The following is a 25000-nucleotide window of genomic DNA, read 5'->3' on the forward strand; positions in this document are numbered from 1 at the left end:
GGAAAGCAATCGTGTGTGGATGGTTTGTCAGACCTTCGGGTCTCACAGGCTTCTCCTCAACGGATAGGAGAAGTATGTCCAAAACCCAATAATACCAAACAGATACAAACGCAGTTCTTGATCACGGAGTGATCAAGCGAATGGCCAAAGATTGGCTATGGCTTCACTTCGTGAAGTGCTTCGCAAGTGTCATAGGAATTACTGGCTGGTTGGGCCGGGCGGGCTGAGTTTCGAGTTCGGCCTTTGGCCAAACTGGCTCTGCAGCCCGCCTGCCATCTCATTTGCCGAAGCGGCTGCGGATGGCCGAGGCGGCCCCTTCCAGCACCTCATCCAGCTTGCCTTCGCTGGCGAGCGTCTTCAACTTCAGAAGGTTGTCGGCCACATCCTTGGCATCTGTGCATTTGATGGCGTTCAGGCCGGGGGCCAGCTCAAGCGGAGCCTTCCCGTAACGGGGCGAGATGAACCAATCGCCCTGATCCGATTTCCACACCCAAGTGCTTTTGATCGTGCTGGCATCACCATCCGGCATACCCGCCAACTGCTTGTCGACGGCAGTGATGAATTTCTGACGGCGTTGGCTCGACGGCTGACTTGCCTTCGGCTTCTCGGCGGCTTCAAGTTTGAACTGTTTCTCAAGTGCCATTGGGGTCTCCTTTGCTACCCCAACGGCGTCCCCTGGTTGCCCGCCAGAGACAACACGCTTACATCAACTAAAAATCACAGTATGCCTTGGTAATGTGCCCAAATACTGTCCATTCGCTGCGCCCACCGCGCGGAGAGCCATCGAGATTGACGTTTCTCCAGCAGAGCTTTGGCGTCCCCACAACCAGCCTGCTAAAAGCCCCTGGATCGACATGTTCTCGATCATCTTCGGAATTCGCCCACCTATTCTTTGCAAGCAATCTGAGGTAGCTGTGTTCAACCTCCCCCAAGAACAGCCTCTCGATTACTCCGGAGTTCTTCCAGCGCTCAGCCAAAGACCGACTGGTGCAAGCCTGCGACAATTCTGGAAGCGGTACAAATATTTCGATTTTCATCCATCTGCAATTTTCGAACCCAGGGCTCGTTGGCGTGCCATGATTGCAGTAGTTCCATTGCTCTGGGACCATGTTTCCGTCGGCCCGCGGACCGCTGTATATGGAGACACCGGATCGATACTCAGTATCGTGAAAATTTCCAATTTTCTCTTCAAAACCACATCCGTCTTTCTTAAATATCTGCTTCCTGCTACCCAAATCCTCCCAAAGAAATTGATTTGCCTCAGCAAAAACCGAAAACTCATGCCATCTACTCCTTGCGGAAGGGGATGAGACATCTCCATCGATCAACATGTTGGAAGAAACAAGTAATTTTGTTGAGTTGAGATCTAGGTCGACAGCACGCCCCAAGTTTACAAACTCAACAGCAATCACGGCGTCTTGTTTGCAATCTCGGGACTTGCCAAATTCCAGAGTGTCACCATTTTCCCCAGCAAATGCTTCAGTATCACCAACTGCTATGTTCTGGCAGGAGTGATCTGGCTTCAGAGGGCTCGGCAAAAGCTCAGGATTTCGATAAACAAATACAGCAACCAACATAAAAATCGGGATCAACAAAATTGGATTTCGTGCAACTAAGTTGAGGGCAGCCCGATATGAGGACTTAAGAAATGCAATAACTTTGCGCGCCCATGGTAATCGCCTAGCAATTTTGTAAGTTAACTCGACGAAAATTTTCCACATACTCCCTCACCAATGACAATCATATCAAGCGGTTACTGGTAAATAGGCAGTTAGCTGAACCCTGCAACACTAAGTGCGCCAAGCAACCGATAAGCAAATTCCCATTCCGGAAAACGCCTCACACTAAACTTTCCATGCAAGCTGCCGTAGTATTACTTAGTGCATTTTCACCAAAGATCCATCAAAATACCAACCAAGAAGGTTGTCCTAAGAGGCCGTGTTCCAGATGCTTGCGCACTGTCTTGCGGTCACAGCCAACTTTCCGCGCAATCGCGGAAATGCTGAGCCCCTGTTTCTTCAGATCATGGATCAAAACGATCTCCCTCAATCCCTTCACATGCCTGCCCCTGTCACCCTCTATTTGAAACATCAGGCCTGTGTCCCGCGGCAGCGCCAGTTCCGAATATTTGAGGTTCGGAATTGGCCCTGCCGCTCATGGCTGGGGATTTTTCAAACGGCGGTTTTGGGGAGATTACGCCCGGCGATTACAGATATTCCCAAAAACACATTTAGACAGCTGTCGGATGTCCCTCTAGTCATCGCCACGGGTCTGCAGGTTCTCGATCAGCTCTTTCGTCGGAGCCATGTTCTTTAGGTAGAAGCGCTCTAGCTGGTCCACAGAGGTGCCAGCATTCTTGGCTAGGGTGTAAAGGTTCACCTTCCCCTGAGAGCCCCTGAGGCGTGCCTGGATGGCGTAGTGCCGGAGGGAGTATGGAGACAGCTTCCTGTCCTCATCCAGCAGCTCAGCCTTCTCCAGGATGTGATTGAACAGACGCCGGGCCGTGTTGATGGCTGTCCTGCGGTTGGAATATTCCGGCATCCACACATAGTTGTTCCGATCCGGACTGCTCTCGTCGAACGGGTTCAATGTCCCCTGATAGAGGGGAACAGCCAGCGGCATGGTCACGCTAGTGCGTCCGCCGGTCTTGCCGCCGCGAACGTTCATTTCCAGATGCGGCGGGTCGCCTTTGACCTGAATATCCTTGTGCTTCAGTCCGAACAGCTCGCCCTCAGTAGGACGAAGGAACGTGTGGACGACAAAGCGGAACATCTTTGCATGGTGACCGGTGATCTGAACGCCACGGACCACATCCCCACGTTTGGCACACTCACCGGCAGCCTTCATGAACCGTTTGTATTCGTCGTCCGTGAAGGTGTGGCGGGGCGTGTCCACGGTCTTCTGCTTCGGCATCACCGGCAGGACGTTCAGGATGCCGTCTTCCACCGCCAGGGTCAGGACCTTACGGATGATGATGGTGTGTTTGGCCTTGGTCGATTCTGCCAGCCGCTTTGGCCGGTTCTCGTCCAGATGAATCAGGTAATCCCGAACCTTGCCGGTGGTGATCTTCGTGACGTCATACTTACCGAAATAGCATATCAGGCCGTCCTTAGACCGGTTCAGCAGCTTATTGTCGCCGTCCGACCACTTGGACTTGCCCTTCTGAATGCCCATCAGCTTCTTGGCATAGTGTTCGAAGCTGGTGGCTTTCTTCTGAGCATGGTCGCTGTTGGCCTTGCTGCGGTATGAGTCGGCAAACTCATAGGCCACTTCAATCGCATCCAGCCTCGATGTCTCCTTGGACGACCGGTGGACATATTTCCCTGCCAGGGGGTCTCTGAAGCGGATGTAGTAGTAAGGGGTGCGACCTGTCTTGTAGATCGCCAGCCCCTTCCGGAGGTGTTTGATCGTTGTAATTCGATTTTCGGAATCTTTGGCCAAACCGAGCCCATATGAGAAGTGTATAACCGTGTATAACTTTTAGAGTCGGCTCCGATGATCATCAACGGCCGAAATTCTTCAGTCATATCAGGATGTTATGGTGCCCGGGGGCGGAATCGAACCACCGACACGAGGATTTTCAATCCACTGCTCTACCCCTGAGCTACCCGGGCACCGGAAGGCTGTCCGCCTTGGGTGAGGGCCTTCTATGCCGGGCGCGCGGCGGTGTCCAGAGGGTTTTGCAAAGAAAAACACTAATGGCGGGTTTGCTGCGGATTTTTTTCCGGCGCCTGCACGCGGCCAGCTTCTTCCAGAGCGTTTTCAATGTCTTCCAGGTCCTGGCTGGGCACTGAATAGGCACCGGTCAGCCATTTCCCGAGGTCGATATCAGCACAGCGCTTGCAACAGAAAGGCCGGTGTGTCTTTTGCGTTTCCCCGCCGCAGATCGGGCAGCTCATTTCAGCACCTCATTCAGGGCAATGCGGCCGCGCTTTCGCTGCAACTCAAAATGGCCGAGGTTGGTCCAGCCGGCCAGAACCGTTTCCTCGGAATCGGCCCGGAAGGCGGCCCGCAGCGCGGTTTCAAAGCCGCGCCGGTCCTTCTTGGGCATCGGGGCCAGGTCCAGGATGATCTGGCCGCCCAGACCGCGCACCCGCAAGGCCCGGGGCAGGGCTTTGGCGGCCGCCATATTGGCCTTAACCCCCGACGCAAGCGAAGTGTCCGAGCCGGTGTTCACATCCACCGCCACCAGGGCGCGGGTCGGCTCGATGAACAGGAAGGCGCCGCCCGGCAGCGGCTCGCGGATACCCTGTGCAATGTCCAGCGCATCCAGTACGCCCAGGCGTTCGAACCCGCCGGGTTCGCGCTCAACATCAGCAGGCTCCACCCAGTCCCGCCAGGCCAGCAGATGGGGGGTGTCACCTTCGGCCAATACCTCCGGCTCGGAACCTTCATCCTGCATTACCTGCGCCGCCAGCGCCGCCATGGCAGCAACGTCTTCGGCGATCTCTTCGCTGTCCGCGCCGGCGCAGGCAGAGCGCAGGATCAGGCCGTAACCCGACTCGCCCATTTCCTCATGTGCAATCTCCAGCAGCCGGTCGCGCTCGTCCTCGTCGCGGATGCTGCGCGAGATGTTCAGACCCGGTGCCTCCGGCGTGACAATGGCATAGCGGCTCTTGCACAGCAGCTTCTGTGTTACCGGAATGGCCTTGCCCGATTCGGCATAGCCGGAGACCTGCACCAGGATCATCTGGCCAGGCGCCAGTCCTTTGACCTGGCGCAGGAAGGCCGGGCCGTCAGGCGTGGTCAGGAACATGCCGCCCTGCCCCTTGACCGGCCGGTCGGCGCGGGCGCGGTAGATGGTGCCGGGCGCGGGGGCGTCGCTTTCGGCCAGGAAGTCCTCCAGTTTGCCGTCCACCATCAGTGCTGCGGCTTCACGGTCCTGGATGTGGTCGAGAATGATGGTGCGGCCTTTCATGCGGCGGCCTCCTGGTACAGCGGCAGCCCGGCGGCGCGCAAAAGATTGGCAGTCTCGGACAACGGCAACCCGACAATCCCGGTGAAGGAGCCGCTGATCCATGGAATGAAGGCTCCCGCCGGTCCCTGGATGGCATAGGCGCCGGCCTTGCCTTTCCAGTCGCCTGTGGCGAGATACGCGTTCAACTCCTCGTCGGAGAGGTTTTTCATCTTCACCTGGCTGACCACGTCCTTCTCCCAGACATGGCCGCCGCGGCGCACAGCAACGGCGGTGATCACCCGGTGGCGGCGGCCTGACAGGGCCAGCAGGAACCCTGCTGCCTCACCTGCATCGCGCGGCTTACCCAGTATGCGCCGGCCTAATGCGACGGTGGTGTCGGCACAAAGAACAATATCCTCTGTCCCCGCGGGGACAGCTTGGGTTTTTTCCCGAGTCACCCGGGTGCAATAGGCGCGCGGCAGCTCGCCCTTCTGCGGTGTTTCGTCAATTTCCGGCGGGCGCACCTCGTCCGGATGCACGCCAAGCTGCGCCAGCAATTGCAGCCGCCTCGGGCTGCCCGATCCCAGGATAAATGCCATGCCGTGGCCCTCTTACCTCTTTGCGCCTGTCATAAGGCGAATTCCCTCAGCGGGAAAGCAGGCCGGGTCTTTTCCTCTTGCCCGAAATATCCCCGCCGGAGGCAGCGGCCCCCAGGGCCGCTTCAAAACAAAAGCCCGGCAGAATGCCGGGCCTTGATATTTCTTCCAGATCAACAGCTTACTTGAAGCGATAGTTGATCCGGCCCTTGGTCAGGTCATAGGGGGTCATTTCCACCTGGACCTTGTCGCCTGCCAGAACACGGATGCGGTTTTTGCGCATCTTGCCTGCCGTATGCGCGATGATCTCATGGCCGTTCTCAAGCTCGACCCGAAACGTCGCGTTAGGCAGGAGTTCCTTCACGACACCGGGAAATTCGAGCGTATCTTCCTTGGCCATGTTGTCTCCATCATTGGGTTAGCCCGCAAACTGCGGGACGTGCGCCTAAATGGGGTCATTTTTCCAATATTTCAAGGGCTCAATCAGCAAAGAGCGGCCTTTGTGACCGATTTCACCCGCGGCATTTGTTCTTCCCAATGCAGCCGGTTCAGCACCCCGCCAGCTGCCCGCACATGGGCGATGGCCTCCAGGTCGGCCTCGCCGTAGGTCCAGCCCGGCTGGTTCAGTGTGCCCTCGGCCAGAACGCCGGTTCCGGGGAAGCCCTTGTCCGGCGGGCCGAAAATGCCGCCGGTACCGGTGTTCAGGTCCACCGCTTCGGACCACTCGTTGGCGCCGACGATGGATGCCATGGCGGTCACGCATTGGTTTTCCAGCGCCCGCGACATGGCACCGATGCGCACCCGCCAGTATCCGGCCAGCGCCTCGGTGCAGGAAGGAACGAGAATCACATCCGTTTCCGCCAGCGCACGCCCCAGCAGCGGGAATTCGCTGTCATAGCAGATCAGCACCCCGATTCTGCCCAGAGCGGTATCGAAAATCTTGAGCGGCCCGCCGCCCATTATGCCCCAGTCCTCGCGCTCGAACCGGGTCATGATCTGCTTGTCCTGATGATCCCGTTTGCCCGCGGGCGTATACAGCTCTGCCCGGTTTACCGGCCTGTCCAGCCCGCTGTTCACCGGGGCAGAGGCGCCCAGGATATGCACCCCGTGTTCGGCGGAGAGCCGCAGATGCAGCGCGGCAGCATCCTCCATCTTTTCCGACACCGAATGGATCGACTGCTCCAGATCGGCGGCAACCGCCGCGCCGTCCAGCGTTGACAGCTCCATCGCGCCGTATTCCGGGAATACCAGCAAATCGGCGCCGTTTCCGGCAGCCTCTGCCACCCAGGCGGCCAGCTTGTCCTCATACTGTGCCCAGCTGTCGAGCCAGTCGAGCGGATAGGCGGCGGTAGCGATTTTCATGCGGTCTCTCCGGCGGCCGGCAGCCGCATCCCGGTGCGGCCTTGCGGCAGGATTGCCCTGCAAAGGCGCCCGGCGCAAGACGGGGCGGTATACAGAGTGCAGTTGCCGCCGGACCGATCCGCAATAATAGTTCGAAAAGGATGCGCATTTTTGCAACGGAAACAGCTGCATCCAGCGTTCCATCTTGGTGTTGCGCGGCTATTTGGCCATTCTCGGGCGCAGACACTCATTTGTTGATTTGAAAAAGGACCACTCCCTTGGCGACCAAACTTGATGACAGGAATCTGAAAGGCGTCATTGCCGATCTTCCCAAAAAAGGCTTCCGCACCAAATTCTGGCGCGAATACCGGGCCGGCGCCTGCAAGGGCAGTGGCGTGGGCAAATATATGGATCTGCTGGAGGAAATGGGGGTGCCGCCGTCGGGCGATCCGTCCAAGGCAGATCTGGACCAGATGCCTGACATCGTGCAGGCGTTCAGCATGCTGGCCAATGCGATGCTGAAGGCACGCGGCAAATGCGGCAAGCTGCAATCGCACAGCCGGGACCTGTGCCTGGCCTATGCCAAGCTGATCGAAAAGCGAGAGGATGCGGCAGCAGAGCTGGCCCGCAATGCGGACAAGATCAAGCAAAAGCAGATGGCGCAGCAGCTGAAGGTCGAGAAGGAAAATGAAGAAACCGACAAGCATCTGGAAAAGCTCAAGAAGGAGCATGAAGATACCCGCAAGCTGATCCTTAAGGAGATCAAGGCAGCTGAGGTGCGCGGCAAGAAGATCGAAGCCGCTTGCCTGGATATCTCCAAGGATGTGAACGCCGCGCTGGACAAGCTGGAAGCGATCAAGAAGGCTTGGAAGGGCGCCTATAACAAGGAAGGCGCCGACCGCCCCAAGATCGAAGCTCAGGCCGGCAAGGGCATCCGCGATCTGACCAAGGCCTACAAGATCGATGCGCACGCCAAGAACGTGAAAGGCGCCCTGCCCAAACTGTTCAAGGAACTGGCGGAGAACTACAAGCAGTTCAAACAGGAAGACTACAACAAGAAGGAATATGTTGCGGCCGGCAAGGCAGTCACTGCAGCCAAGCGCACCTTCGACGATGCCCGCGATTCCGTGAAGCTGTACGCAACTCAGCAGAAGATCGCACTGGAAGAAGTGCAGGCAGCGCGGCCTGAAGGCGTCTGAAGCAGCGCAAACAGGCGCCCGCGCGGGCGCCTGACCCCTTTACAGATCCCGGATCCAGAACTGCAGCGGCTTGCTGGTTTCCCCGGGCTGATCCACGTCCTTCCAGGAAAAATGCGCGATGGCACCCTCAAGCGGGGCATAGCCGCGCTTGCGCCAAAACGGGTCCAGCGGCGCGTAATCCGCAGGCCGCAGCGGATGGTCCGCCGGGCGCTGCACGCTGCAAAAGGCGATCTTGCTGAACCCATGCTTGCGGGCATGGGATTCGCGCGCATCAAAGAACCCGTGGCCGACGCCAGACCCGCGGCATTCCGGCAGCAGCACGGATTCGGCGCAGTAGAAGACGCCGTTCAGATCAATGCCCGTGCCCTCAAACGCCGCCGCGAAATCATCCGCATGATCGCTCAGCGGTGCGCCGGTGGAGGCCCCGACCAGGGTTTCACCGTCAAAAGCTCCGACCACCACGGCGCGGGGGCTGTCACGGTAGTTTTGCAGGTATTCCCGCTCATATGCCAAGTCGCCGTCATAGAGATACGGCCAGGCGCGGAAGACCTTGATGCGCAGGTGTGCCACATCGTCCAGCGCGGCCTCCAGCGCCGCGCCGGTTGTTGCTTCGACCCGGATGGTCATCCGGCAGAGACCTGGGCGGTCCAGTCCGCGAGGTTGTAATAGGTGGTGACGCGGGAAATCTTGCCGTCTTTCAGCTCAAAGAACGACCCGCCCGGCAGCCGGTAGGTCTGGCCCTTGGCTTCCGGCAGGCCTTCGTCGGTCACCAGATAAGTGCCGTTGACAATGAACTCTGCCGCTGCACGGGTGCCGTCGCCGTTGGAAAAGATCACCATGTCGGTCAGCTCTTCCTTATAGCAGTGGCTCATGTGGGCGCAGAATTCCGCGAATTTATCTTTGCCTACCCGGATTTTGCCCTCGTTCACATGGTGGGCAATCTGCTCATCCAGGCAGTCCAGCATGGTGTCCGTGTCGCCTGCGTTGAAGGCCGCGAAATAGCGCGCGATGGTATCGGTCATGTTCTCTCCGTCGGTTCACCCCAGCGGCTCTTCAAGTGCCGGATGATTTGGTCCCGTGATTGCCGGTAGACATCTAGCTTGGCTGCGCGTGTCTCGCCGAGCCCGGTAGGGTCCATAATCGGCCAATATTCGACATCGAGGTGAAAAAAACGGGTAAGTTCCAGCGCCCGGCGCTGGCTGGCCGGCGACAGCGCCACCACCAGATCAAAGGACGACAGGTCATCGCCCCAGCGTTCCATCTCGTCAAACGAGCGCGACCGGTGGCGCGACAGCTCGACATCAATTTCCTGGCAGACCGCGATGGCGAAACCGTCGATCTCCATGTCGTTCTTGACACCGGCGGACTGCACATAGGTGCCGGTGCCATAGAATTTCTTCATGATGCCCTCGGCCATCGGAGAGCGGACCGAATTGTGGTCGCAACAGAACAGAATGGACTGCGGCAGCTCCTCCACCCGTCAGCCTCCGAAATGCAAGACGCAGATCAAGGTGAACAGGCGTCTGGCGGTGTCGGTATCGACTTCGGCCTTGCCTTCCAGCCGTTCCTGCAGAACCCGGCTGCCTTCGTTGTGGATGCCGCGCCGCGCCATGTCGATAGTCTCGATCTGACTGGGCGGCATGGTTTTCACCGCGCTGAAGTAGCTTTCGCAGATTTGATAGTAGTCCTTGACCACCTGACGGAACGGCGACAGCGACAGGTGGAACTCTGCTGCTTTCTCGCCCGCTTCCGTATTGATATCAAAGACCAGCCGCTTGTCACGGATTGCCAGTCCCAAATGGTAGGGGCCGGCGGGCTGGTTATACCCTTCGCGAGGCGGCAAGGCAAAACTGTTGTCTTCGATCAGGTCATAGATCGCAACTTTTCGCTCCTGCTCAATCTCAGGCGTCGGAGGCGGCAGGTTGCGGTCGTCAAGTTCGATATGGCTGATGCGGCTCATGGGTCTTTGTCTCTAATATGCGCTGAGGCGTCCGGCCATGACTATCGCACCGGCGTGCCTGGGGCAATGCAGCAGCAGGCGTCAATGATATGCCGGTTTGCGGCAGTGCTTGACAGGCCACGCCTGTACGAACAGCTTGCCAGCAACAGGAGACAGGATGATGACAGGGCTTAATCAGTTTTCCCTCAAAGGCCAGCGCGCGCTGGTGACCGGGTCCACAGACGGGCTGGGGTTTGCCGCTGCCCGCCTTCTGTCTGAAGCCGGGGCCGAGGTTTGGGTGAACGGACGCAATGAAAAGAGGGTGGCAGAAGCCTTGAGCCGGATGCCTGGAAAGGCCCGCGCATTGGTTCTGGATGTGGCAGATGAGGGATCTGCAACCGCGGCATTCGAAGGCATCGCTGGTGAAGGCGGTCTCGACATTCTGGTCAATAATGTGGGGCAGCGAGACCGGCGCAGCCTAGCGGAATTCACGCGATCCGATTTGCAAGCGCTATGGGATGTTGATCTGATCGCCCCGTTCCGCCTTGCGCAATTGGCCGCCGCCCAAATGGCGCCAAAAGGGTATGGCCGTATCATCAACATATCCTCGATTGCCGGCCTCATCGCGCAATCCGGGGATGCGGCCTATACAACAGCCAAAGCCGGTATCAACGGCATGACCAAGGCACTGGCGGCGGAGCTTGGCCCCAAAGGCATCACAGTGAATGCCATTGCCCCGGGGTTCTTCAAAACCAGCCCCAACATGTCCGCGGCCGCTGACCCGGAAATTGCAGTGAAATTGAAAAATGCCACCTCGCTCGGCCGCTGGGGCGAGCCTGAGGAACTGGCGCCCGCCATCCTGTTCCTCGCCTCCCCTGCCGCGTCCTACATCACCGGGCAGGTGCTGGCTGTGGATGGCGGCTATACCGCGCACTATTGAGTGCTGCGTCATTTTTCCGGGAAAAATGACTTGCGGCCTCCGGCGGGGATATTTGGGGCCAGATGAAGCAACGGATCATTAACCAAACTTGGCGACCCTAGTCACGCGGTACAGGCGGGGACGCCGATGACCGCGCCAGGTGAAGCGCCCCGGCGGGCCCGGGGCGCGGATCCCTTTCATCTGGCGGAAAATATCCCGGGGTGAATGCGCGGCTCGCGCAGAGGGGCGGCGCCCCTTTCTGCCTCAACCGTTCAACGCATTCAGCCGCGCTGTGACCGACAGCCCATGCGCCTCCAGGCTTTCGCTGGTGGCCAGAATCTCGGCTGCCGGGCCAATTGCCCGCAGCGCGTCCGATGTCATCTGGCTAAGGGTCGTGCGCTTGAGGAAGTCCAGAACTGACAATCCGGAGGAAAACCGGGCCGAACGCGCAGTCGGCAGCACATGGTTCGGGCCGCCGACGTAGTCGCCAATGGCTTCGGGCGTGTATTGACCCAGGAAGATGGCGCCTGCGTGGATGGTTTTTTCGCTCAAAGCCACCGGATCGGCGACACACAATTCCAGATGTTCCGGTGCAATGCGGTTGGACAGCGCCGCCGCCTCATCCAGGTCCCGCACTGTTATCACCGCACCGAAATCCCGCCAGGAGAGGCCGGCAATTGCGCGGCGTTCCAGCGTTTCCAGACGCTTGTCCACCGCCGCGGCCACAGCCAAGCCAAATCCTTCGTCATCGGTGATCAGAATTGACTGGGCGCTTTCGTCATGCTCGGCTTGGCTCATCAGATCCAGCGCGATCCAGTCAGGGTTGTTGTCCTTATCCGCAATCACCAGGATTTCAGATGGCCCGGCGATCATGTCGATGCCGACCTTGCCGAACACCCGCCGCTTGGCAGCTGCAACAAAGGCATTGCCCGGGCCAGTGATCTTATCGACCGGAGCGATAGTTTCAGTGCCATAGGCCAGCGCCGCCACCGCCTGCGCGCCGCCGACCCGGTAGATTTCATCCACCTCTGCAATCTTTGCGGCCAGCAGCACCAGCGGGTTGATCTGCCCGTCCGGGGTTGGAACCGTGACCGCCAGCCGCTGCACCCCTGCAACCTTGGCCGGGATCGCGTTCATCAGCACCGAAGACGGATAGGAGGCCAGCCCGCCCGGAACATAAAGCCCAGCTGCCGAGACTGCCGACCAGCGCCAGCCCAGCGTTGCACCGGCCTCGTCCGTCCACTGCGCATCTTCCGGCATCTGGCGCATGTGATAGGCGCGAATGCGGTCGGCCGCCAGTTCCAGCGCCTGACGCTCTTCAGCAGAAACCGTGGCGATGGCCGCCTCCACCTCTGCATCGGTAATCCGCAGTTGCGCAGGCTCCAGCTCCATCCGGTCAAACTTCGCTGTCAGCTCCACCAGCGCCATATCGCCGCGGTCGCGCACGTCAGCGATGATCCTGGCCACGACAGCGTCCACATCCGGGCTATCCTCGCGCTTGGCGCCCAAAAGCACGGCGAAGGATTGTTCGAAATCGGAATCGGCGGTGTTCAGAAACTGCGGCATCGGAATCTCCTTTGGTCCTCGCATAGCTTTATGCCGGAGCGGCCTCAAGAACTATGGCGCAGAGCGGTGCAATTGGACGCAAGGACGGGGCGCTGCCCCTCTTGGCCGTATGGCCAATTCACCCCGGGGTATTTGCAACCAGAAAGAAGCAGCTGCAGTCAGAGAAGGGATTTTCGCATCGGGATGCAGGCTGTGCCGCAGCCCCCCTGAGCGGCATCAATTCTTTGCCAGCCATTGCTGCTGTAAAAGCCCAGCGCTGTTCGGGTCGCGTTCAGCCGCCCTTCGCTATGCCCTGCCCTGCGCAGTTCCGTTTCAAGGTGGCTCAGCACTCCAGACCCGGAGCCTTGCCCAACAGCGTCAGGGGAAACATAAAGCAAGGAGACCGTCCCATCCGGGCCCAAGCCGCCGACCGCCGCGGGTCCGCCGCCCCGTTCTGCCAGCCAGTAGCGACCCGGCCCATCAATCCAGTTGCGGATCTGTGCAGGCGACTTGTTTGCAGTCCAATCGGCTATCTTTCCAGCGTCGCCGCCGTGATCGGCCTGGCACAGATCGCGGATCGACGCGATGAGCACCTGGCTCATGGCAAATACATCAAAGACCGTGGCAGGGCGGATCACCAGCTCCGCTGCGGGGCGGGCAAAAGCCTGGGAAATGCCGCGCTTGTTCTGCACGGGTCAATCGCCATGATCCGGCGCGTGACCCGACGGTGCGCGGTAAGGCCGGGTGACATCCCGCAGCGACACCTCCAGCGCCTCGACCGCCAAGCGCACCGCGCCGTCGCCGGCCAAGGTCAGCAATACATGGCCGGCACCGTCCTCATCCGGCTTGAAATCAACCGAGAGCAGCGACAGGACCAGGTCCTTGTCCTTGCGGTCCACGCCCTGCGACGAAACCGCCAGCACATTGTCCACCACCAGCAGCGACTGCACCCGCTCAAATGCCTGGCCACGGCGTTCCGCAGCCTCGCGGTCTTCCCAGCGGAAACGGTTCACCAGCAGGGCAAAGCGGCGCTCGGATGCGCGCCAGCTCATTTCGGTGACCGGAAACACCGCATCCTGGACCAGCGTGGACAGGATCTTGAGATCCTCCTCCTCCAGTGCGCCCAGATTCAGAGGCGCCTCGCGGCCGTCTTCAAAGCTTGCATCCGCCATCACTCTTCCCTGATCCGTTCGATTTTGGCGCCGAGGCCAGACAGTTTGCGCACCACATGCTCATAGCCACGGTCCAAGTGGTAGACCCGGCTTACCTTGGTTTCGCCTTCCGCCGCCAGGCCGGCAAGAATCAGCGAGACCGAGGCGCGCAGGTCGGTTGCCATCACCGGAGCGCCTTTCAGCATTTCAACGCCAGTCACGGTTGCATGGCCGCCGTGCACTTCGATCTGAGCCCCCATACGGGTGAGTTCCGGGGCATGCATAAAGCGGTTCTCAAAGATCTTTTCTTCCAGAACAGACGTGCCTTCAGCAGTACACATCAGTGCCATCATCTGTGCTTGCAAGTCGGTCGGAAAGCCCGGGAAAGGCTCGGTCACCACATCCACGGCCCGCAGCCGGCCGTTCTTGCGGCTGACGGTCAGGCTGTTTTTACCCTCGGTGATCTCGATGCCGGCCGTCTCCAGTTTGCTGCAGAAGCTTTCCAGCAGGCTGCGGCGGCCGCCCAGCAGTTCCACCTCGCCGCCGCAAATCGCGGGCGCCAGCATATAGGTGCCCAGCTCGATCCGGTCGGTTACCACCTGATGAGTCGCCCCATGCAGGCGGTCGACGCCCTGAATGGTGATGTCCGGGGTACCGTCGCCGTCGATCTGTGCGCCCATTTTCCGCAGGCAATCGGCCAGATCGACGATCTCCGGCTCGCGGGCGGCGTTCTTGATGACGGTGGTGCCCTTTGCCAGGGTGGCTGCCATCATGATGTTCTCAGTTGCCCCGACCGAGGCAAAGCTCAGCTCTATCACAGCACCTTTCAGCCCCCCCGGGGCCTTGGCGTGCAGATAGCCGTCCTTCAGTTCAATCTCGGCGCCCAGCGCCTCAAGACCCTGGATGTGCAGATCCATCGGCCGGGCGCCGATTGCGCAGCCGCCGGGCAGCGACACCACCGCCTGCCCCAGCCGCGCCAGCATCGGACCCAGCACCAGGTTGGAGGCGCGCATTTTCCGCACGATGTCATAGTCAGCCACGTGGCTGGTCAGGTCATGGCTCGACAGTGCCAGCACCTGGCCGTCCTGCAGGCTGGACACTTCGGCGCCTAGTGACTGCAAGAGCAGTGTCATTGTCTTGATATCGCTCAACCGCGGTGCATTGGTCAGCGTCAGCGGTTCCTCGCTCAGGAGCGTCGCAGGCATCAGGGTGAGGCAGGCGTTTTTGGCCCCTGCGATTGGAATCTGCCCGTTCAGCGGGCCGTTGCCAGTTACCAGAATCGAATCCATCTGCCCTTACTCTCCGTTTTTGCCCGTATCCTGGTCCGGCTTTTCCGCCCGCGCCTTGGCCTGAGCCTTGCGCCGGGCCATGTTTGCCTTGAGCGCTGCCTTCAGCCGGTCTTCGCGCGATGCCGCTGACCTGTCGTTTTTCGGTGTTTTCTTTTCCGCCATAAGACTTCTGTAACTGAGTGGGAAAAAACCGTCCAGAATGCTCTTGCGCCCCTCAGCGTTTATGCCTAAAAGCCCCCTCACCGGCGCTGCTGTAGCTCAGAGGTAGAGCACTCCCTTGGTAAGGGAGAGGTCGAGAGTTCAATTCTCTCCAGCAGCACCATCTTTCAAAAATTGAATGTTTTCAGAATACTGGCCAGATAGCGCCGGTTATTCGGCAGCATGCTCCAGTAAGACGAGCGCTGCAAACACGCAAAATCACCGTGAGCTCAGGGGTTTTCATATCCTCAGACTCGCAGTCCGCCTGTCCCACCACCCTTGAATGCAATTTGCCCTGTGCAGCGGATACTGAAGCTGGCGCATGGGATTCGCTGCTATCCCAAGCCCCGGCCGGAGGGCGGCACGGCTCGGCGGTGCACCGGCGATTCGCAACAGGCTCGTAAGGCCACAGATAAAAATGGATCTGCTTTTTTGCTGCATCTGACCCGGCAAATGCAGCAAATCGGGGGTTTTGGCACATAATTTAACGCTGCCGAAATGAATCCCATCAAGTGTTTTCCATCAGGCGCCACCCGGCTGGCACCGTTCACGGCTGCTCCCAGGCTGCCGGCAGACTCAAATGTTGATGGGAACTACGCTGCAATGACTCGACTGTTCAAATTCTGGGCGAATATGCCATTGGGCCGCAAACTGCCGCTGTCTATCGCCGCCCCCACGATAATTCTGACCCTCGCCTCTGGCATTTTCTTTGCCTGGGAGGCCGGACAAGCCCTGAAGGCCAACCGGGAAGCCGCATATGCGACGCTGCTGGAAGAGCGCAAAGAAGCATTGGAGAACTGGGTGGCCGACCTGCGCTCGCAGACCCGGACACTGGTTGCCAGTAAAGCAGTTGAAACTGCATTGCGGGATTTCTCCAACGGTTTCTATTCTCTGGGCGATGACCCCAGCGGGCATTTGCGCGCCGCCTATGCAGACGGCAACCCCAACCCTGCAGGCGAACGCTACAAACTTCTCGATGCCAAAGACAAATCCGCCTGGTCCATCCGGCACAAGATGAATCACACTGGGTTTGTCACCTTTCTGGAGGAACAAGGCTTCCTGGACGCCTACCTTTTGGATGTGCAGGGCAACATGGTCTATGCGGTGCAAAAGAACGATGATTTTGCACTGAATTACCTGGATGGACCGTATCGGGACAGCGGGCTGGGCGTGGCATACCGCGCCGCGCTGGAGCTGGAGCGCGGCCAGGTGTTCCTGTCGGAAATGGCTGACTACAAAGCCGATGGCGGCCGTCCGGCAATGTTCATCTCTGCTCCGATCCTGAAGAAAGGCGCAATGATGGGGGCGCTGGTGCTGCGCGTCCCGGTTGAAGACATTTCAGAGCTTCTGTCCCACTCCAGTCTGCTGGGGGAAACCGGCCAGGCCTATCTGGTGCGCGGCGATGGCGTGGCACTGACTGCTTCGGACCGCGGCAACGGGCATCAGGCATTGTCGGATCTGCCCGGTTTGCCTCAGATTACGGCGGCACTTGGCGGCGGGAAAAGCAGTTTTTCGGGCACTCCGGGTCTGGCGGGCCAACCGGTCGAAGCCATGGCTGCGGGCGTCGCCCTCGAAGACCGGACCTGGGGTATTGTCCTGGAAGTTGACAGCGCAGAGGCGCTGGCGGCCCAAAACAGTTTATCCAACGCCGCCATGCTGCAGGCCGTTGGCGTGGCACTGGCTGTGGCACTCCTGTCCTGGGTGGCAGCCCGCAGCATTGCCCGCAAGGTTTCGGCCCTGTCCGATAGTGTCGAACACATCGCAGCCAAGGATTACAATCACCCGGTCGCGGGTCATGGCACCGGCGATGAATTCGGCAATATTGCCGGCATCCTCGAAGGTTTCAAAACTGACTTGCAAAATGCCCGGACGGCAGAAGATGAACGGGCTGAATTGCAACGCCAGCAGGATCTCGTGGTTGGCGAACTGCGCAATGGCCTGAAGCATCTGGCAAACGGGGACTTTTCGAACCCGATAACAGAACCCTTCCCCGAAGCGTACAAAGGCCTGCGCCTCGACTTCAACCAGACAGCTGACACTTTGAACAATACGGTGCGCGAAGTGGTGGAAGCCACCACCAGCATCCGCAATGGCACCTCGGAAATCAGCCAAGCCTCGGATGATCTGTCGCAGCGCACCGAAAGCCAGGCCGCCACGCTGGAGCAGACCGCTGCAGCGCTGGACCAAATGACCGCCAGCGTCAAGGCTGCTGCCGATGGCGCACGCCGGGTGGAAACCGCCATGAACGAGGCCCGGGACGAAGCCGAAGCCAGCGGTGAAGTAGTGCGGAACGCGGTTTCTGCGATGAACGGGATCGAAGCATCGGCCTCCCATATTTCGCAAATCATCGGGGTGATCGACGATATCGCCTTTCAGACAAACCTGCTGGCGCTGAATGCAGGCGTCGAGGCGGCGCGCGCAGGCGATGCCGGGCGCGGCTTTGCAGTTGTCGCCTCCGAGGTGCGGGCCCTGGCACAGCGGTCCTCGGATGCGGCCATGGAAATCAAGGCGCTGATCTCCAATTCCGGCGACCAAGTGGCTAAGGGCGTGGATCTGGTCGGCAAGGCCGGCGAGGCGCTGAACAGCATCGTCTCCCAGGTCACCCATATCTCGGGGCTTGTCTCGGGAATTGCCGAGGGCGCAGCGGAGCAATCCACGGGCATTGGTGAAATCAACACTGGCGTGATGCAACTGGACCAAGTGACCCAGCAGAACGCGGCGATGGTGGAGCAGATGACAGCAGCAGGCCAGCTGCTGAACGGTGACGCCTCCAAGCTGGCCGGACTGGTGGACAATTTCAATGTCGGAATGGACACGCCTTCGCCCCGCCAGGTGCCGGAACCAGTCCAGCCATCCGCTCATGGCTCTGGCTGGGATGATTTGCCAGAGACGCATTCCGCCATTCCGGCCACGGACGGCTCGGCCGCCTTGGCAAAATGGCAGGACTTCTGATCCTGTCTGGAACGGGGCACATTGAGGCAAAGACAACAGCCTGACTGCAAAACCCGTTGCGCAACGGCCCGCTGCGGCCGCTGCGATGGCCGCCGCAGCGCCGCTCAGCCTGCACCGGTGTTGTGAAAACCCTATTTTCAGACTTTAAGAGGACATTGGGGCTGAACCGAACACTTGGCATACATTCAGGACACGGATGCCAGCTGTGCGTCGTGCAAATGCAAAGGTGGCAAGATGGCCGTGTCTAAACTTCCTGCTCGCTGGCTGCGCGCCTTCAGCAACCGGACATACCTGCCCGCCCTGCTTGCCTTGGCGGTAGTCTGTGCAGCGGGGTTTTATGCTGAGCAGCAAAACGCCACAATCCACCACCAGTCTGAACGTGCCAGGGTCCAGCAAGAGGCAGGGATGCTCAAGTCCCGGCTGGAAGGCCAAGTCAATGGCGACTATCAGCGGCTGCGCGGGCTGGCCGCGATGCTGGCCACCGAACCGGACATGGGGCAGGCGCGGTTCAGCCGGATGGCCGCACAGGTGCTCGAGGGAAAGACCGCCATCCGGCACATCGCTGCAGCACCCGGCCTGGTGGTCTCGCTGGTTTACCCGGTGAAAGGGAACGAGCCCGTCATTGGGCTGGACTATAATCAGAATGCCGCGCAGCGGGCGGCGGCGCACCGGGTGCGTGATAGCGGTGACATGGTGCTGGCCGGGCCGGTAAACCTGGTACAGGGCGGCTCCGGGTTCATCTACCGGCTGCCGATTTTCACCGGGTCAGGGACTGACCGGCAGTTCTGGGGCATTCTCTCGGCTGTGGTCGCCACCGGCACTCTTTATACGGAGACCGGGATCAACGGAAACAAGGGCGGCCTGGAGATAGCGCTGACAGGCCAGGACGGGACGGGCCCCTCTGGCCGCCAGTTTTTCGGCGTGCCGGACATGCTGACCGGAGATCCCGTTCTGCTGGACATAAACCTGCCAGTTGGCTCCTGGAAACTGGCCGCCCGCCCCGAGGGCGGCTGGCAAAGCGTTCCTGGCAACCTGTGGAAGCTGAGGCTGGGTTTGCTGGCGGCGGCGGCACTGGTCGTTTTCCCAACGTTTCTGGCCGGCAGGCTGTCTGCTGCACGGCAAACCGTGATCGGCAAGCTGCGGCACAGGGAGGCGGAACTGGAGGCAGTCTCGCGGCGGTTGGAAATTGCAGTCAAAACATCCCGGGTTGGCATTTGGGAATGCGACTCGGAGAGGCAGGAAGTGAGCTGGGACAGCCGCATGCATGAACTCTACTGCGTACCCGTGCAGCACGGGCCGCCGGAGGGGGCCGAATGGATGGCCATGCTGCATCCCGGCGACCGGGACCGGGTGGCCAAGGCACTGCAGTCAGCAGAACGGAACAAGACACATTTTGCCTCGGATTTCCGGATTGTTCTGGAAGATGGCACCTTCAAGCATATCCGGGCGCTGGCAAGCCCGTTTACAGATGCGCAAGGCCGCGACTGGATGATCGGTGTGAACTGGAATGTTTCGGAGGATGTCCATCTTCGCGAAGAACTGATCCGCGCGAACCAGACACTGTCCGAGCGGAACAGCGAACTGAAACACGGCAAACGCGCATTGGAGGACGCCCACGCCGAATTGCAAAAACAACAGGCGGAACTGCACCGTCTGTCGCTGGTCGCAAAACACGCGTCCGACAGTATCATCCTGACCGATGCTGAGCGGCAGATCCTCTGGGTCAACGAGGCCTTCACCCGCGTCACAGGCTATGCCGCCAGCGAGGCGATTGGCCGGACACCTTCAGAATTGCTGGACGGCCCGGATACCGATCTTGGCGTGATCCGGGAAATGAACCGCCACAAGGACCTTGGCATCCGCTATCACAACGAAGTGCTCACCTACACCAAGTCAGGGGAAGAAGCCTGGTTCGACACCAATATCGTCCCGGTGACCGGCGAAGATGGCGAAGTCGACCTGATTATCGGCATTGAACGCGACATAACTCATAGCAAATTGCGTGAACGGGAACTGGCCGAGGCCAAGGTTGCGGCTGAACAGGCCGATCGGGCCAAATCCGAGTTCCTGGCCAACATGAGCCATGAAATCCGCACTCCGATGAACGGTATCATCGGCATGGCTGATTTGCTGGCAGAGGCGGAGCTTTCGCAGGATGAACAGCAAAATGTGGAAACCATCCGCAGTTCGGCCCAGGCACTGCTGAAAATCATCAATGACATCCTTGACCTGTCGCGGCTGGAAGCAGGGAAATTCTCTATAACCGAAGAGGACTTCGATCTGCGCGACTGTATTGGCAGTGCGGCGGGGCTGTTCCGCCCGAAAGCGCTGGAAAAAGGCCTGTCGCTGCAGGTCTCTTACGCGGATGGGCTGCCGGAACGGCTGCATGGAGATGACGGGCGCTTGCGGCAGATTCTGGTTAATCTGATCGGCAATGCTGTCAAGTTCACGCCGCAAGGCAGAATTGACGTCCGCGTCTCGCATGCAGTCGGAAACCCATGCCGCCTTGTCGCTGAAGTTGAGGACAGCGGGATCGGAATTTCCGAATCTCAAGCGCGCCATATCTTTGACCGTTTCACCCAAGCAGACGCAGCAACGACAAAGGAGTTTGGCGGAACCGGGCTGGGGCTTACCATTTCCAGCATGCTGGCCAAGCGGATGGGCGGCAGTATTTCCGTTAAATCAGATCCCGGCGAAGGCTCCTGCTTCCGGCTGGAGCTGCAGATGGCGCCAGCCAAGCAAGCGTCCTCCCCGGCTGCAGAGTTTTTACTGGACACCGCGCCTCAGATCAGACCTTGCAAGGTTTTGCTGGCTGAAGACAACCAGACCAACAGGCTGCTGATCCGAAAATTCCTGCGCGGTCAGCCGGTGGAGTTGGCTGAAGCCGGCAATGGCCGCGTGGCAGTTAACATGTTCAAGGAACAGCAGCCGGATATTATCCTGATGGATATGTCGATGCCCGAGCTGGACGGCATTGCCGCCACCCGGGAGATCCGCAACCTGCCCTTTCCCCAGCCAGTAATCATTGCCCTGACCGCAAACGCGTTTTCCAGCGACCGGCAAGCCTGCCTGGATGCGGGCATGGATCACTTTTTGGCCAAGCCGGTCAAAAAGGCAGTCCTGCTGCACACTTTGGCATCATTTCTGACAGATACTGCCGCCCTTGAGCAGCAGCCCAAAGCAAGAGCCTGAGGTCTCAACCCAATCCCATTGACTGCGCCAGCACATCAAACCGCACAGGAACTAGACAGCCATTCCGATCAGGGCCACGCCGCAGGCCATCAACACCGCAGAACCAAGCCGCCGCATCCAGTATCCTTCTTTGAGGAAGAAAAATCCGATCAGCGCAGCAAAGATCACAGAAGTTTCCCGCAGCGCAGAAACAGCACCCAGCGGGGCAAAGTTCTTGGCATAAAGCACCAGCCCGTAGGCCGTCATAGATACCAGCCCTCCGGTAATCCCCAGGATCCATGTCCGCCTGGGCAAAGCCGCCAGCGTGCGGCGCTTGCGCACGGCGATGAACCCGGCAATGAAAATGTGCAGAAATGCACCCCAGGCCCAGTAGCTGAGTGTGTTACCGGACAAACGCACGCCGATACCGTCGACCAATGAATAAATCGAAATGCAAAAACCGGTCCCCGCGGCAAAACCAAGAGCCGCGCGCCCAACACCCGAGCGCAGCGCCTTCCAGCTGCTGAGCTGGATGCCAAGGGCAATCACCGCAATGCCTCCCCAGGCCTGCAATGGCAAAACCTCGCCGGCAAAGATCATCGCCCATATGCCGACAAGCGCCGGCACGATACCCCTGGCAATCGGGTATACGACGCTAAGGTCACCGTGCTGATAGGCGCGGCCAAGCATGTAGTAGTAGCCGAAATGAACCACCGTTGAGAGCAGGATATAGAAAAAGCTTTCAGCAGAAGGCAGCGGCAGGACTGTGATCATCACGGCACTGGGGATCACTTGGCCAAAGGCAACCAGCCCAAGTGTGGTGGTGCGGTCCGCAGCCGTTTTCACAATGGCGTTCCACACAGCATGCAACAGCGCTGCCGACAAGATGATAGCGATGATAAAAAGGGTCATGTTCTGGACAGGTCTTTAGGCAGGCGGCAGGGTTTCAAGCGTCACTCGGCGTCTTCCGGCAGCATTTCATTGATCAGCCGGGTCTCCAGCAGCTGGCCATTCTGGTACAGAACCGGATAGGCTACCGCCGCAATGTGGCTGTTGAACTCACGCAAGGCACGCAGCGTTTCCAAATGGATGTCGGAGGTGTCAAAGCTTTCCCGGGCGCCATTTTGCAACCGTTTCAGATGGCGTTTCCGGCTGTCGTGCTCCATCCGCTTCAATTCGGTTTTTTCCAGGCTCAACAGCCGCGCACTTTCCAAGTCATCAGAAATCAGCACATTGGAGGCCAGCTGCATATTGGCCAGAATTGCCTCATGCATCCGGGTGATCTCCATCCAGCCTTCCCTGGAAAAACTCAGATTCCTTTTGTTCAAATCACCCGCCAGGACTGTCAGACGACGGGCCACCACATCGCCAGCGGTTTCCAGCCGGATCGCGTATTCCATCAGGCTGCGGGCCGTCTTCAGCTGTTCTTTGTCAAAGCCATCCTCGGGGATCGCAGCCACATATTTCCGGACACCGGAGAGACCAGCGTTGACCTCGGCGTCCATCGACTGAACGGTCTTGATTTTCTCCTTGCCACCCGATTGGTACAATTCCAGTACCGGGCGGAACATGGCATTGACCTGGTCCGACATCCGCAGCAGTTCGCGTTTAAGGTTCGAAACAGACACAGCAGCTGAACCATAGCTGCCCTGTTCCAGCGCACTGACAGGCCGCCCTGGATGGTTCATCTCTGTCTGCGCGGGTTCGGGGAACAGCCGGGCAAAGATATCTCCCAACTGTGTGCAAACCGGCAGCGCGAGCACCAGCAGTGACGCATTGAAGGCCAGATGCGCGTTGACCAGCATCTGGCCGCCTTGCGGATCCCCCAACAGCCCCTGGCGCAGTGCCAGATTGGCACCGAACAGGCAGATCACCGCCCAGGTGCCGCGCAAAACAAGGTTGGCATAAGGAATGCGGCGTGCCCGCAAATCCATTCCGCGGCTCAGCCAGACGGGAATGAAGGCAGAACCGAAATTCGCCCCCAATACCAGTGAAAGGCCAGCGGCAAAGGGGATCGCTCCGATCTGCACCAGCGTCACGCACATCAGGATAGCGGCAACTGACGAATGCATCACAAAAGCCAGCGCGCCACCGACCAGAAACGCCGTGATGTAATCCCGCGCCAGATAGCCCGCAACCGCCGGCAGAAAGGCGCTGTCGCGGATCGGATCCATCGCTTCGCGCAGAAACCGCAACGAAATCAGGATGAAGGCGACCCCCATCAAGATCCTGCCCAGCTGCCGCGCCTTCTTTGCCTCGGTTTTGACGAACAGATACCCGCCGGCCGCCAGCAGCAGCGGCACCAGCCAATCGAGATCAAAGGAGAGGATCTGAATGATCAGCGCCGAGCCCAGATCGCCACCCAGCACGATGGCCAGCCCAGTGGGAAAGGCCAGATAGCCGCTGGCCGCAAACCCGGAGGTAAGCAGCGCCACGGCAGCCGAACTTTGCAGTACGATCGCCAGCATCAGCCCCATCAGGCCCGCCTGCAGATGGCTTTGCCGTCCGGTCAGCAGCCGCTGGAACGAGGCGCCATAGCTGCGCTCGATCCCGGTGCGCACCATCCGCACCGCATAAAGAAGCAGCATCGTGGCTCCCGCCAGACTGATCAAAAAAGTCAAAATCGCCATGTCAGTTCCTGTTTGCGGCCTGTAGCCGGGGTGTATCTGTCCCAGTCGCAATCAATGCAACCTTACCCCGTTCTTGAGGCCGCTGCTTCGGGCATTTCCAGCGGCCGCCCATCAGGCCGCCTGCTTTCCAGGCAGCCGCAGGGGCAGAGTCAGCTGTTCGTCAGTCATCTTTGCCACCCGGAGCAACGTCCACTTTCACCCCCCAGCCTGCCAGCGCTGCAGAGAGTTTCTTGTCAGGTCTGCGGTCAGTAAACAGCAGGCTGATCTTGCGCGGAGAGGGTCCGCAATGCGGCGCAGTTTCGGTAAACTTGGGATGGGCCATGGCCAGGGCCACCTGCTCTGTGCAATCGGCAACCACCCCGGCCAGCTGCGCTTCGGCCGCACTGTGATAGAGCACGCCCTGTTTGGCAGAAAATGCATCTGCTGACAGTATTGCCAGATCCAGCGCAAACCGCCGGACTTGCTGCTCAGCCACAAAACCAAAGGTGCCGCGCTCATTGCTTTGCAATTCGCCACCCAGAAAATGCACCCTGTTGCCATTGTGGTTTGCCAGCGCCTGCGCAGCTCCGATAGAATTGGTGACCACGATCAACCCGGTCTTCTGCCGCAGTTCCTCGGCAACAAATGCGGTAGTAGAGCCAACATCCAGAAACAGCGCCATGCCATCACGGGCATGTACAGCGATCCGGGCCGCGATCCGGGCTTTTTCCTTTTGGTTCTCGGAAATCCGCCTGGCGAAGCTGGTCGCACTTTGCGGTCCTGCCAGAAAGGCTCCGCCATGCACCCGTTGCACGGCTCCAGCCTTGTTCAGCGCCTTGATGGTGCGGCGCACAGTTTCCTCGGAAACATCCAGCATTTTTGCAAGCTCCGCACTGCGGGCTGATCCGCCCAAACGCCGCAAAGCGTCCACCAGCTCCAATTCGCGGTGAGAAAGAGAAAGTGAGTCCGACAAGAGTGAGCCTGTTCGCGTTTAACTGCCTGGCGCTATAAGGCATGGCTTTTTTCCGGCTTACAAGATCAACCCACATTTTCCCACAAATTTCTGGGTCTTTCCACTTTTTTCCGGGCATTCTCCGGCAAACGGGCACCTTCGCGTCCAGTCCCCAGCCGCTCCCGCCCCTTTCCAGCCTGCCACAGGCAGGCCCGAAAGCGTTGGGCATGGCGCCGTGCTGG

At 59.5% G+C, this 25000-nt stretch carries 24 protein-coding genes, 2 tRNA genes and 1 pseudogene; 5 read left to right on the forward strand and 22 right to left on the reverse strand.

Annotation, left to right across the window (positions count from 1 at the left end):
* Positions 1–277 precede the first annotated feature (277 nt).
* The 10 genes and pseudogenes from K3555_RS18475 to K3555_RS18520 all read right to left on the reverse strand — a co-directional run bounded on the left by K3555_RS18475 (position 278) and on the right by K3555_RS18520 (position 6855).
* The gene (locus tag K3555_RS18475) at positions 278–643 is read right to left on the reverse strand and encodes a hypothetical protein (protein ID WP_260006576.1); all 366 of its coding nucleotides are present in this window, start codon (positions 641–643) and stop codon (positions 278–280) included.
* A gap of 67 nt (positions 644–710) precedes the next feature.
* A complete protein-coding gene (locus K3555_RS18480; RefSeq protein WP_260006577.1) occupies positions 711–1721 on the reverse strand; it encodes a hypothetical protein in 1011 nt (336 codons plus the stop codon).
* A 211-nt stretch (positions 1722–1932) separates the two neighbouring features.
* Positions 1933–2091 (reverse strand): annotated as a pseudogene (locus K3555_RS18485) (helix-turn-helix domain-containing protein); the annotation flags it as partial.
* Positions 2092–2253: 162 nt separating this feature from the next.
* Positions 2254–3441, reverse strand: coding sequence for a site-specific integrase (locus K3555_RS18490; protein WP_260006578.1), 1188 nt, complete (start codon positions 3439–3441; stop codon positions 2254–2256).
* Between the two features lie 98 nt (positions 3442–3539).
* Positions 3540–3614, reverse strand: a tRNA-Phe gene (locus K3555_RS18495).
* 81 nt (positions 3615–3695) lie between these two features.
* Positions 3696–3899: a DNA gyrase inhibitor YacG gene (locus K3555_RS18500; RefSeq protein WP_260006579.1), complete on the reverse strand. Its 204-nt coding sequence runs from the start codon at positions 3897–3899 to the stop codon at positions 3696–3698.
* Positions 3896–4918 (reverse strand): ribonuclease E/G, encoded by a 1023-nt coding sequence (locus K3555_RS18505; RefSeq protein ID WP_260006580.1) that lies wholly within the window; start codon positions 4916–4918, stop codon positions 3896–3898. The genes K3555_RS18500 and K3555_RS18505 overlap by 4 nt, the downstream gene beginning before the upstream one ends.
* Positions 4915–5496 (reverse strand): nucleoside triphosphate pyrophosphatase, encoded by a 582-nt coding sequence (locus tag K3555_RS18510; RefSeq protein ID WP_260006581.1) that lies wholly within the window; start codon positions 5494–5496, stop codon positions 4915–4917. Before K3555_RS18510 ends, K3555_RS18505 begins: the two co-directional genes overlap by 4 nt.
* Before the next feature lie 178 nt (positions 5497–5674).
* Complete coding sequence (infA, locus tag K3555_RS18515; RefSeq protein ID WP_005978431.1) at positions 5675–5893, reverse strand: translation initiation factor IF-1; 219 nt, start codon at positions 5891–5893, stop codon at positions 5675–5677.
* 83 nt (positions 5894–5976) lie between these two features.
* Positions 5977–6855, reverse strand: coding sequence for a carbon-nitrogen hydrolase family protein (locus tag K3555_RS18520; protein ID WP_260006582.1), 879 nt, complete (start codon positions 6853–6855; stop codon positions 5977–5979).
* 257 nt (positions 6856–7112) lie between these two features.
* Between K3555_RS18520 and K3555_RS18525 the strand changes: the two genes are divergently transcribed.
* On the forward strand, positions 7113–8033 hold the full coding sequence (locus K3555_RS18525; RefSeq protein ID WP_260006583.1) for a hypothetical protein: 921 nt from the start codon (positions 7113–7115) through the stop codon (positions 8031–8033).
* Positions 8034–8072: 39 nt separating this feature from the next.
* Here K3555_RS18525 and K3555_RS18530 read toward each other — a convergent pair whose 3' ends face one another.
* Genes K3555_RS18530 through K3555_RS18545 form a run of 4 tightly spaced genes read right to left on the reverse strand, consistent with a single transcriptional unit; the run spans position 8073 to position 9993 of the window.
* A complete protein-coding gene (locus tag K3555_RS18530; protein WP_260006584.1) occupies positions 8073–8660 on the reverse strand; it encodes a GNAT family N-acetyltransferase in 588 nt (195 codons plus the stop codon).
* Positions 8657–9055: a ketosteroid isomerase-related protein gene (locus K3555_RS18535; protein ID WP_260006585.1), complete on the reverse strand. Its 399-nt coding sequence runs from the start codon at positions 9053–9055 to the stop codon at positions 8657–8659. Before K3555_RS18535 ends, K3555_RS18530 begins: the two co-directional genes overlap by 4 nt.
* Positions 9052–9510, reverse strand: coding sequence for a low molecular weight phosphatase family protein (locus tag K3555_RS18540; RefSeq protein ID WP_260006586.1), 459 nt, complete (start codon positions 9508–9510; stop codon positions 9052–9054). Before K3555_RS18540 ends, K3555_RS18535 begins: the two co-directional genes overlap by 4 nt.
* Positions 9511–9513: 3 nt before the next feature.
* A complete protein-coding gene (locus K3555_RS18545; RefSeq protein ID WP_027256610.1) occupies positions 9514–9993 on the reverse strand; it encodes a UPF0262 family protein in 480 nt (159 codons plus the stop codon).
* Between the two features lie 160 nt (positions 9994–10153).
* Between K3555_RS18545 and K3555_RS18550 the strand changes: the two genes are divergently transcribed.
* Positions 10154–10912, forward strand: coding sequence for an SDR family oxidoreductase (locus K3555_RS18550; RefSeq protein WP_260006587.1), 759 nt, complete (start codon positions 10154–10156; stop codon positions 10910–10912).
* 243 nt (positions 10913–11155) lie between these two features.
* On the opposite strand, the gene hisD is transcribed toward K3555_RS18550, so the two are convergent.
* The 5 genes from hisD to K3555_RS18575 form a co-directional block, all read right to left on the reverse strand.
* The gene (gene hisD / locus K3555_RS18555; RefSeq protein WP_260006588.1) at positions 11156–12457 is read right to left on the reverse strand and encodes a histidinol dehydrogenase; all 1302 of its coding nucleotides are present in this window, start codon (positions 12455–12457) and stop codon (positions 11156–11158) included.
* 158 nt (positions 12458–12615) lie between these two features.
* Positions 12616–13128, reverse strand: a complete 513-nt coding sequence (locus K3555_RS18560; RefSeq protein WP_260006589.1) for a GNAT family N-acetyltransferase — start codon at positions 13126–13128, stop codon at positions 12616–12618.
* Positions 13129–13131: 3 nt separating this feature from the next.
* Positions 13132–13608 carry a DUF2948 family protein gene (locus K3555_RS18565; protein WP_260006590.1) on the reverse strand — a complete coding sequence of 159 codons (477 nt, stop codon included), beginning with the start codon at positions 13606–13608 and terminating at the stop codon, positions 13132–13134.
* On the reverse strand, positions 13608–14876 hold the full coding sequence (gene murA, locus K3555_RS18570) for a UDP-N-acetylglucosamine 1-carboxyvinyltransferase (protein ID WP_260006591.1): 1269 nt from the start codon (positions 14874–14876) through the stop codon (positions 13608–13610). The genes K3555_RS18565 and murA overlap by 1 nt, the downstream gene beginning before the upstream one ends.
* 6 nt (positions 14877–14882) lie before the next feature.
* Complete coding sequence (locus K3555_RS18575; protein WP_164982766.1) at positions 14883–15038, reverse strand: hypothetical protein; 156 nt, start codon at positions 15036–15038, stop codon at positions 14883–14885.
* 85 nt (positions 15039–15123) lie between these two features.
* Between K3555_RS18575 and K3555_RS18580 the strand changes: the two genes are divergently transcribed.
* The 3 genes from K3555_RS18580 (at position 15124) to K3555_RS18590 (ending at position 21218) form a co-directional block, all read left to right on the forward strand.
* Positions 15124–15198 (forward strand) — tRNA-Thr (locus K3555_RS18580).
* Positions 15199–15677: 479 nt separating this feature from the next.
* Positions 15678–18026 (forward strand): methyl-accepting chemotaxis protein, encoded by a 2349-nt coding sequence (locus K3555_RS18585; protein ID WP_260006592.1) that lies wholly within the window; start codon positions 15678–15680, stop codon positions 18024–18026.
* A gap of 405 nt (positions 18027–18431) precedes the next feature.
* Positions 18432–21218 carry an ATP-binding protein gene (locus K3555_RS18590; RefSeq protein WP_409201667.1) on the forward strand — a complete coding sequence of 929 codons (2787 nt, stop codon included), beginning with the start codon at positions 18432–18434 and terminating at the stop codon, positions 21216–21218.
* Between the two features lie 51 nt (positions 21219–21269).
* On the opposite strand, the gene K3555_RS18595 is transcribed toward K3555_RS18590, so the two are convergent.
* From K3555_RS18595 to K3555_RS18605, 3 genes are all read right to left on the reverse strand, one after another.
* A complete protein-coding gene (locus tag K3555_RS18595) occupies positions 21270–22109 on the reverse strand; it encodes a DMT family transporter (protein ID WP_260006594.1) in 840 nt (279 codons plus the stop codon).
* Between the two features lie 41 nt (positions 22110–22150).
* A complete protein-coding gene (locus tag K3555_RS18600; RefSeq protein WP_260006595.1) occupies positions 22151–23827 on the reverse strand; it encodes a Na/Pi cotransporter family protein in 1677 nt (558 codons plus the stop codon).
* Positions 23828–23987: 160 nt separating this feature from the next.
* The gene (locus tag K3555_RS18605) at positions 23988–24779 is read right to left on the reverse strand and encodes a DeoR/GlpR family DNA-binding transcription regulator (RefSeq protein WP_260006596.1); all 792 of its coding nucleotides are present in this window, start codon (positions 24777–24779) and stop codon (positions 23988–23990) included.
* Positions 24780–25000 lie beyond the last annotated feature (221 nt).

The organism is Leisingera sp. M527, from assembly GCF_025141525.1.
Classification (GTDB): domain Bacteria; phylum Pseudomonadota; class Alphaproteobacteria; order Rhodobacterales; family Rhodobacteraceae; genus Leisingera.

What these genes read in the sequence shown, in the direction of transcription:
- K3555_RS18475 (WP_260006576.1), bottom strand. Translation starts at nt 643, where the DNA reads ATGGCACTTGAGAAACAGTTCAAACTTGAAGCCGCCGAGAAGCCGAAG.
- K3555_RS18480 (WP_260006577.1), bottom strand. Translation starts at nt 1,721, where the DNA reads ATGTGGAAAATTTTCGTCGAGTTAACTTACAAAATTGCTAGGCGATTA.
- K3555_RS18500 (WP_260006579.1), bottom strand. Translation starts at nt 3,899, where the DNA reads ATGAGCTGCCCGATCTGCGGCGGGGAAACGCAAAAGACACACCGGCCT.
- K3555_RS18505 (WP_260006580.1), bottom strand. Translation starts at nt 4,918, where the DNA reads ATGAAAGGCCGCACCATCATTCTCGACCACATCCAGGACCGTGAAGCC.
- K3555_RS18510 (WP_260006581.1), bottom strand. Translation starts at nt 5,496, where the DNA reads ATGGCATTTATCCTGGGATCGGGCAGCCCGAGGCGGCTGCAATTGCTG.
- infA (WP_005978431.1), bottom strand. Translation starts at nt 5,893, where the DNA reads ATGGCCAAGGAAGATACGCTCGAATTTCCCGGTGTCGTGAAGGAACTC.
- K3555_RS18520 (WP_260006582.1), bottom strand. Translation starts at nt 6,855, where the DNA reads ATGAAAATCGCTACCGCCGCCTATCCGCTCGACTGGCTCGACAGCTGG.
- K3555_RS18530 (WP_260006584.1), bottom strand. Translation starts at nt 8,660, where the DNA reads ATGACCATCCGGGTCGAAGCAACAACCGGCGCGGCGCTGGAGGCCGCG.
- K3555_RS18535 (WP_260006585.1), bottom strand. Translation starts at nt 9,055, where the DNA reads ATGACCGATACCATCGCGCGCTATTTCGCGGCCTTCAACGCAGGCGAC.
- K3555_RS18545 (WP_027256610.1), bottom strand. Translation starts at nt 9,993, where the DNA reads ATGAGCCGCATCAGCCATATCGAACTTGACGACCGCAACCTGCCGCCT.
- K3555_RS18550 (WP_260006587.1), top strand. Translation starts at nt 10,154, where the DNA reads ATGACAGGGCTTAATCAGTTTTCCCTCAAAGGCCAGCGCGCGCTGGTG.
- hisD (WP_260006588.1), bottom strand. Translation starts at nt 12,457, where the DNA reads ATGCCGCAGTTTCTGAACACCGCCGATTCCGATTTCGAACAATCCTTC.
- K3555_RS18565 (WP_260006590.1), bottom strand. Translation starts at nt 13,608, where the DNA reads ATGGCGGATGCAAGCTTTGAAGACGGCCGCGAGGCGCCTCTGAATCTG.
- murA (WP_260006591.1), bottom strand. Translation starts at nt 14,876, where the DNA reads ATGGATTCGATTCTGGTAACTGGCAACGGCCCGCTGAACGGGCAGATT.
- K3555_RS18575 (WP_164982766.1), bottom strand. Translation starts at nt 15,038, where the DNA reads ATGGCGGAAAAGAAAACACCGAAAAACGACAGGTCAGCGGCATCGCGC.
- K3555_RS18585 (WP_260006592.1), top strand. Translation starts at nt 15,678, where the DNA reads ATGACTCGACTGTTCAAATTCTGGGCGAATATGCCATTGGGCCGCAAA.
- K3555_RS18590 (WP_409201667.1), top strand. Translation starts at nt 18,432, where the DNA reads ATGCTCAAGTCCCGGCTGGAAGGCCAAGTCAATGGCGACTATCAGCGG.
- K3555_RS18595 (WP_260006594.1), bottom strand. Translation starts at nt 22,109, where the DNA reads ATGACCCTTTTTATCATCGCTATCATCTTGTCGGCAGCGCTGTTGCAT.
- K3555_RS18600 (WP_260006595.1), bottom strand. Translation starts at nt 23,827, where the DNA reads ATGGCGATTTTGACTTTTTTGATCAGTCTGGCGGGAGCCACGATGCTG.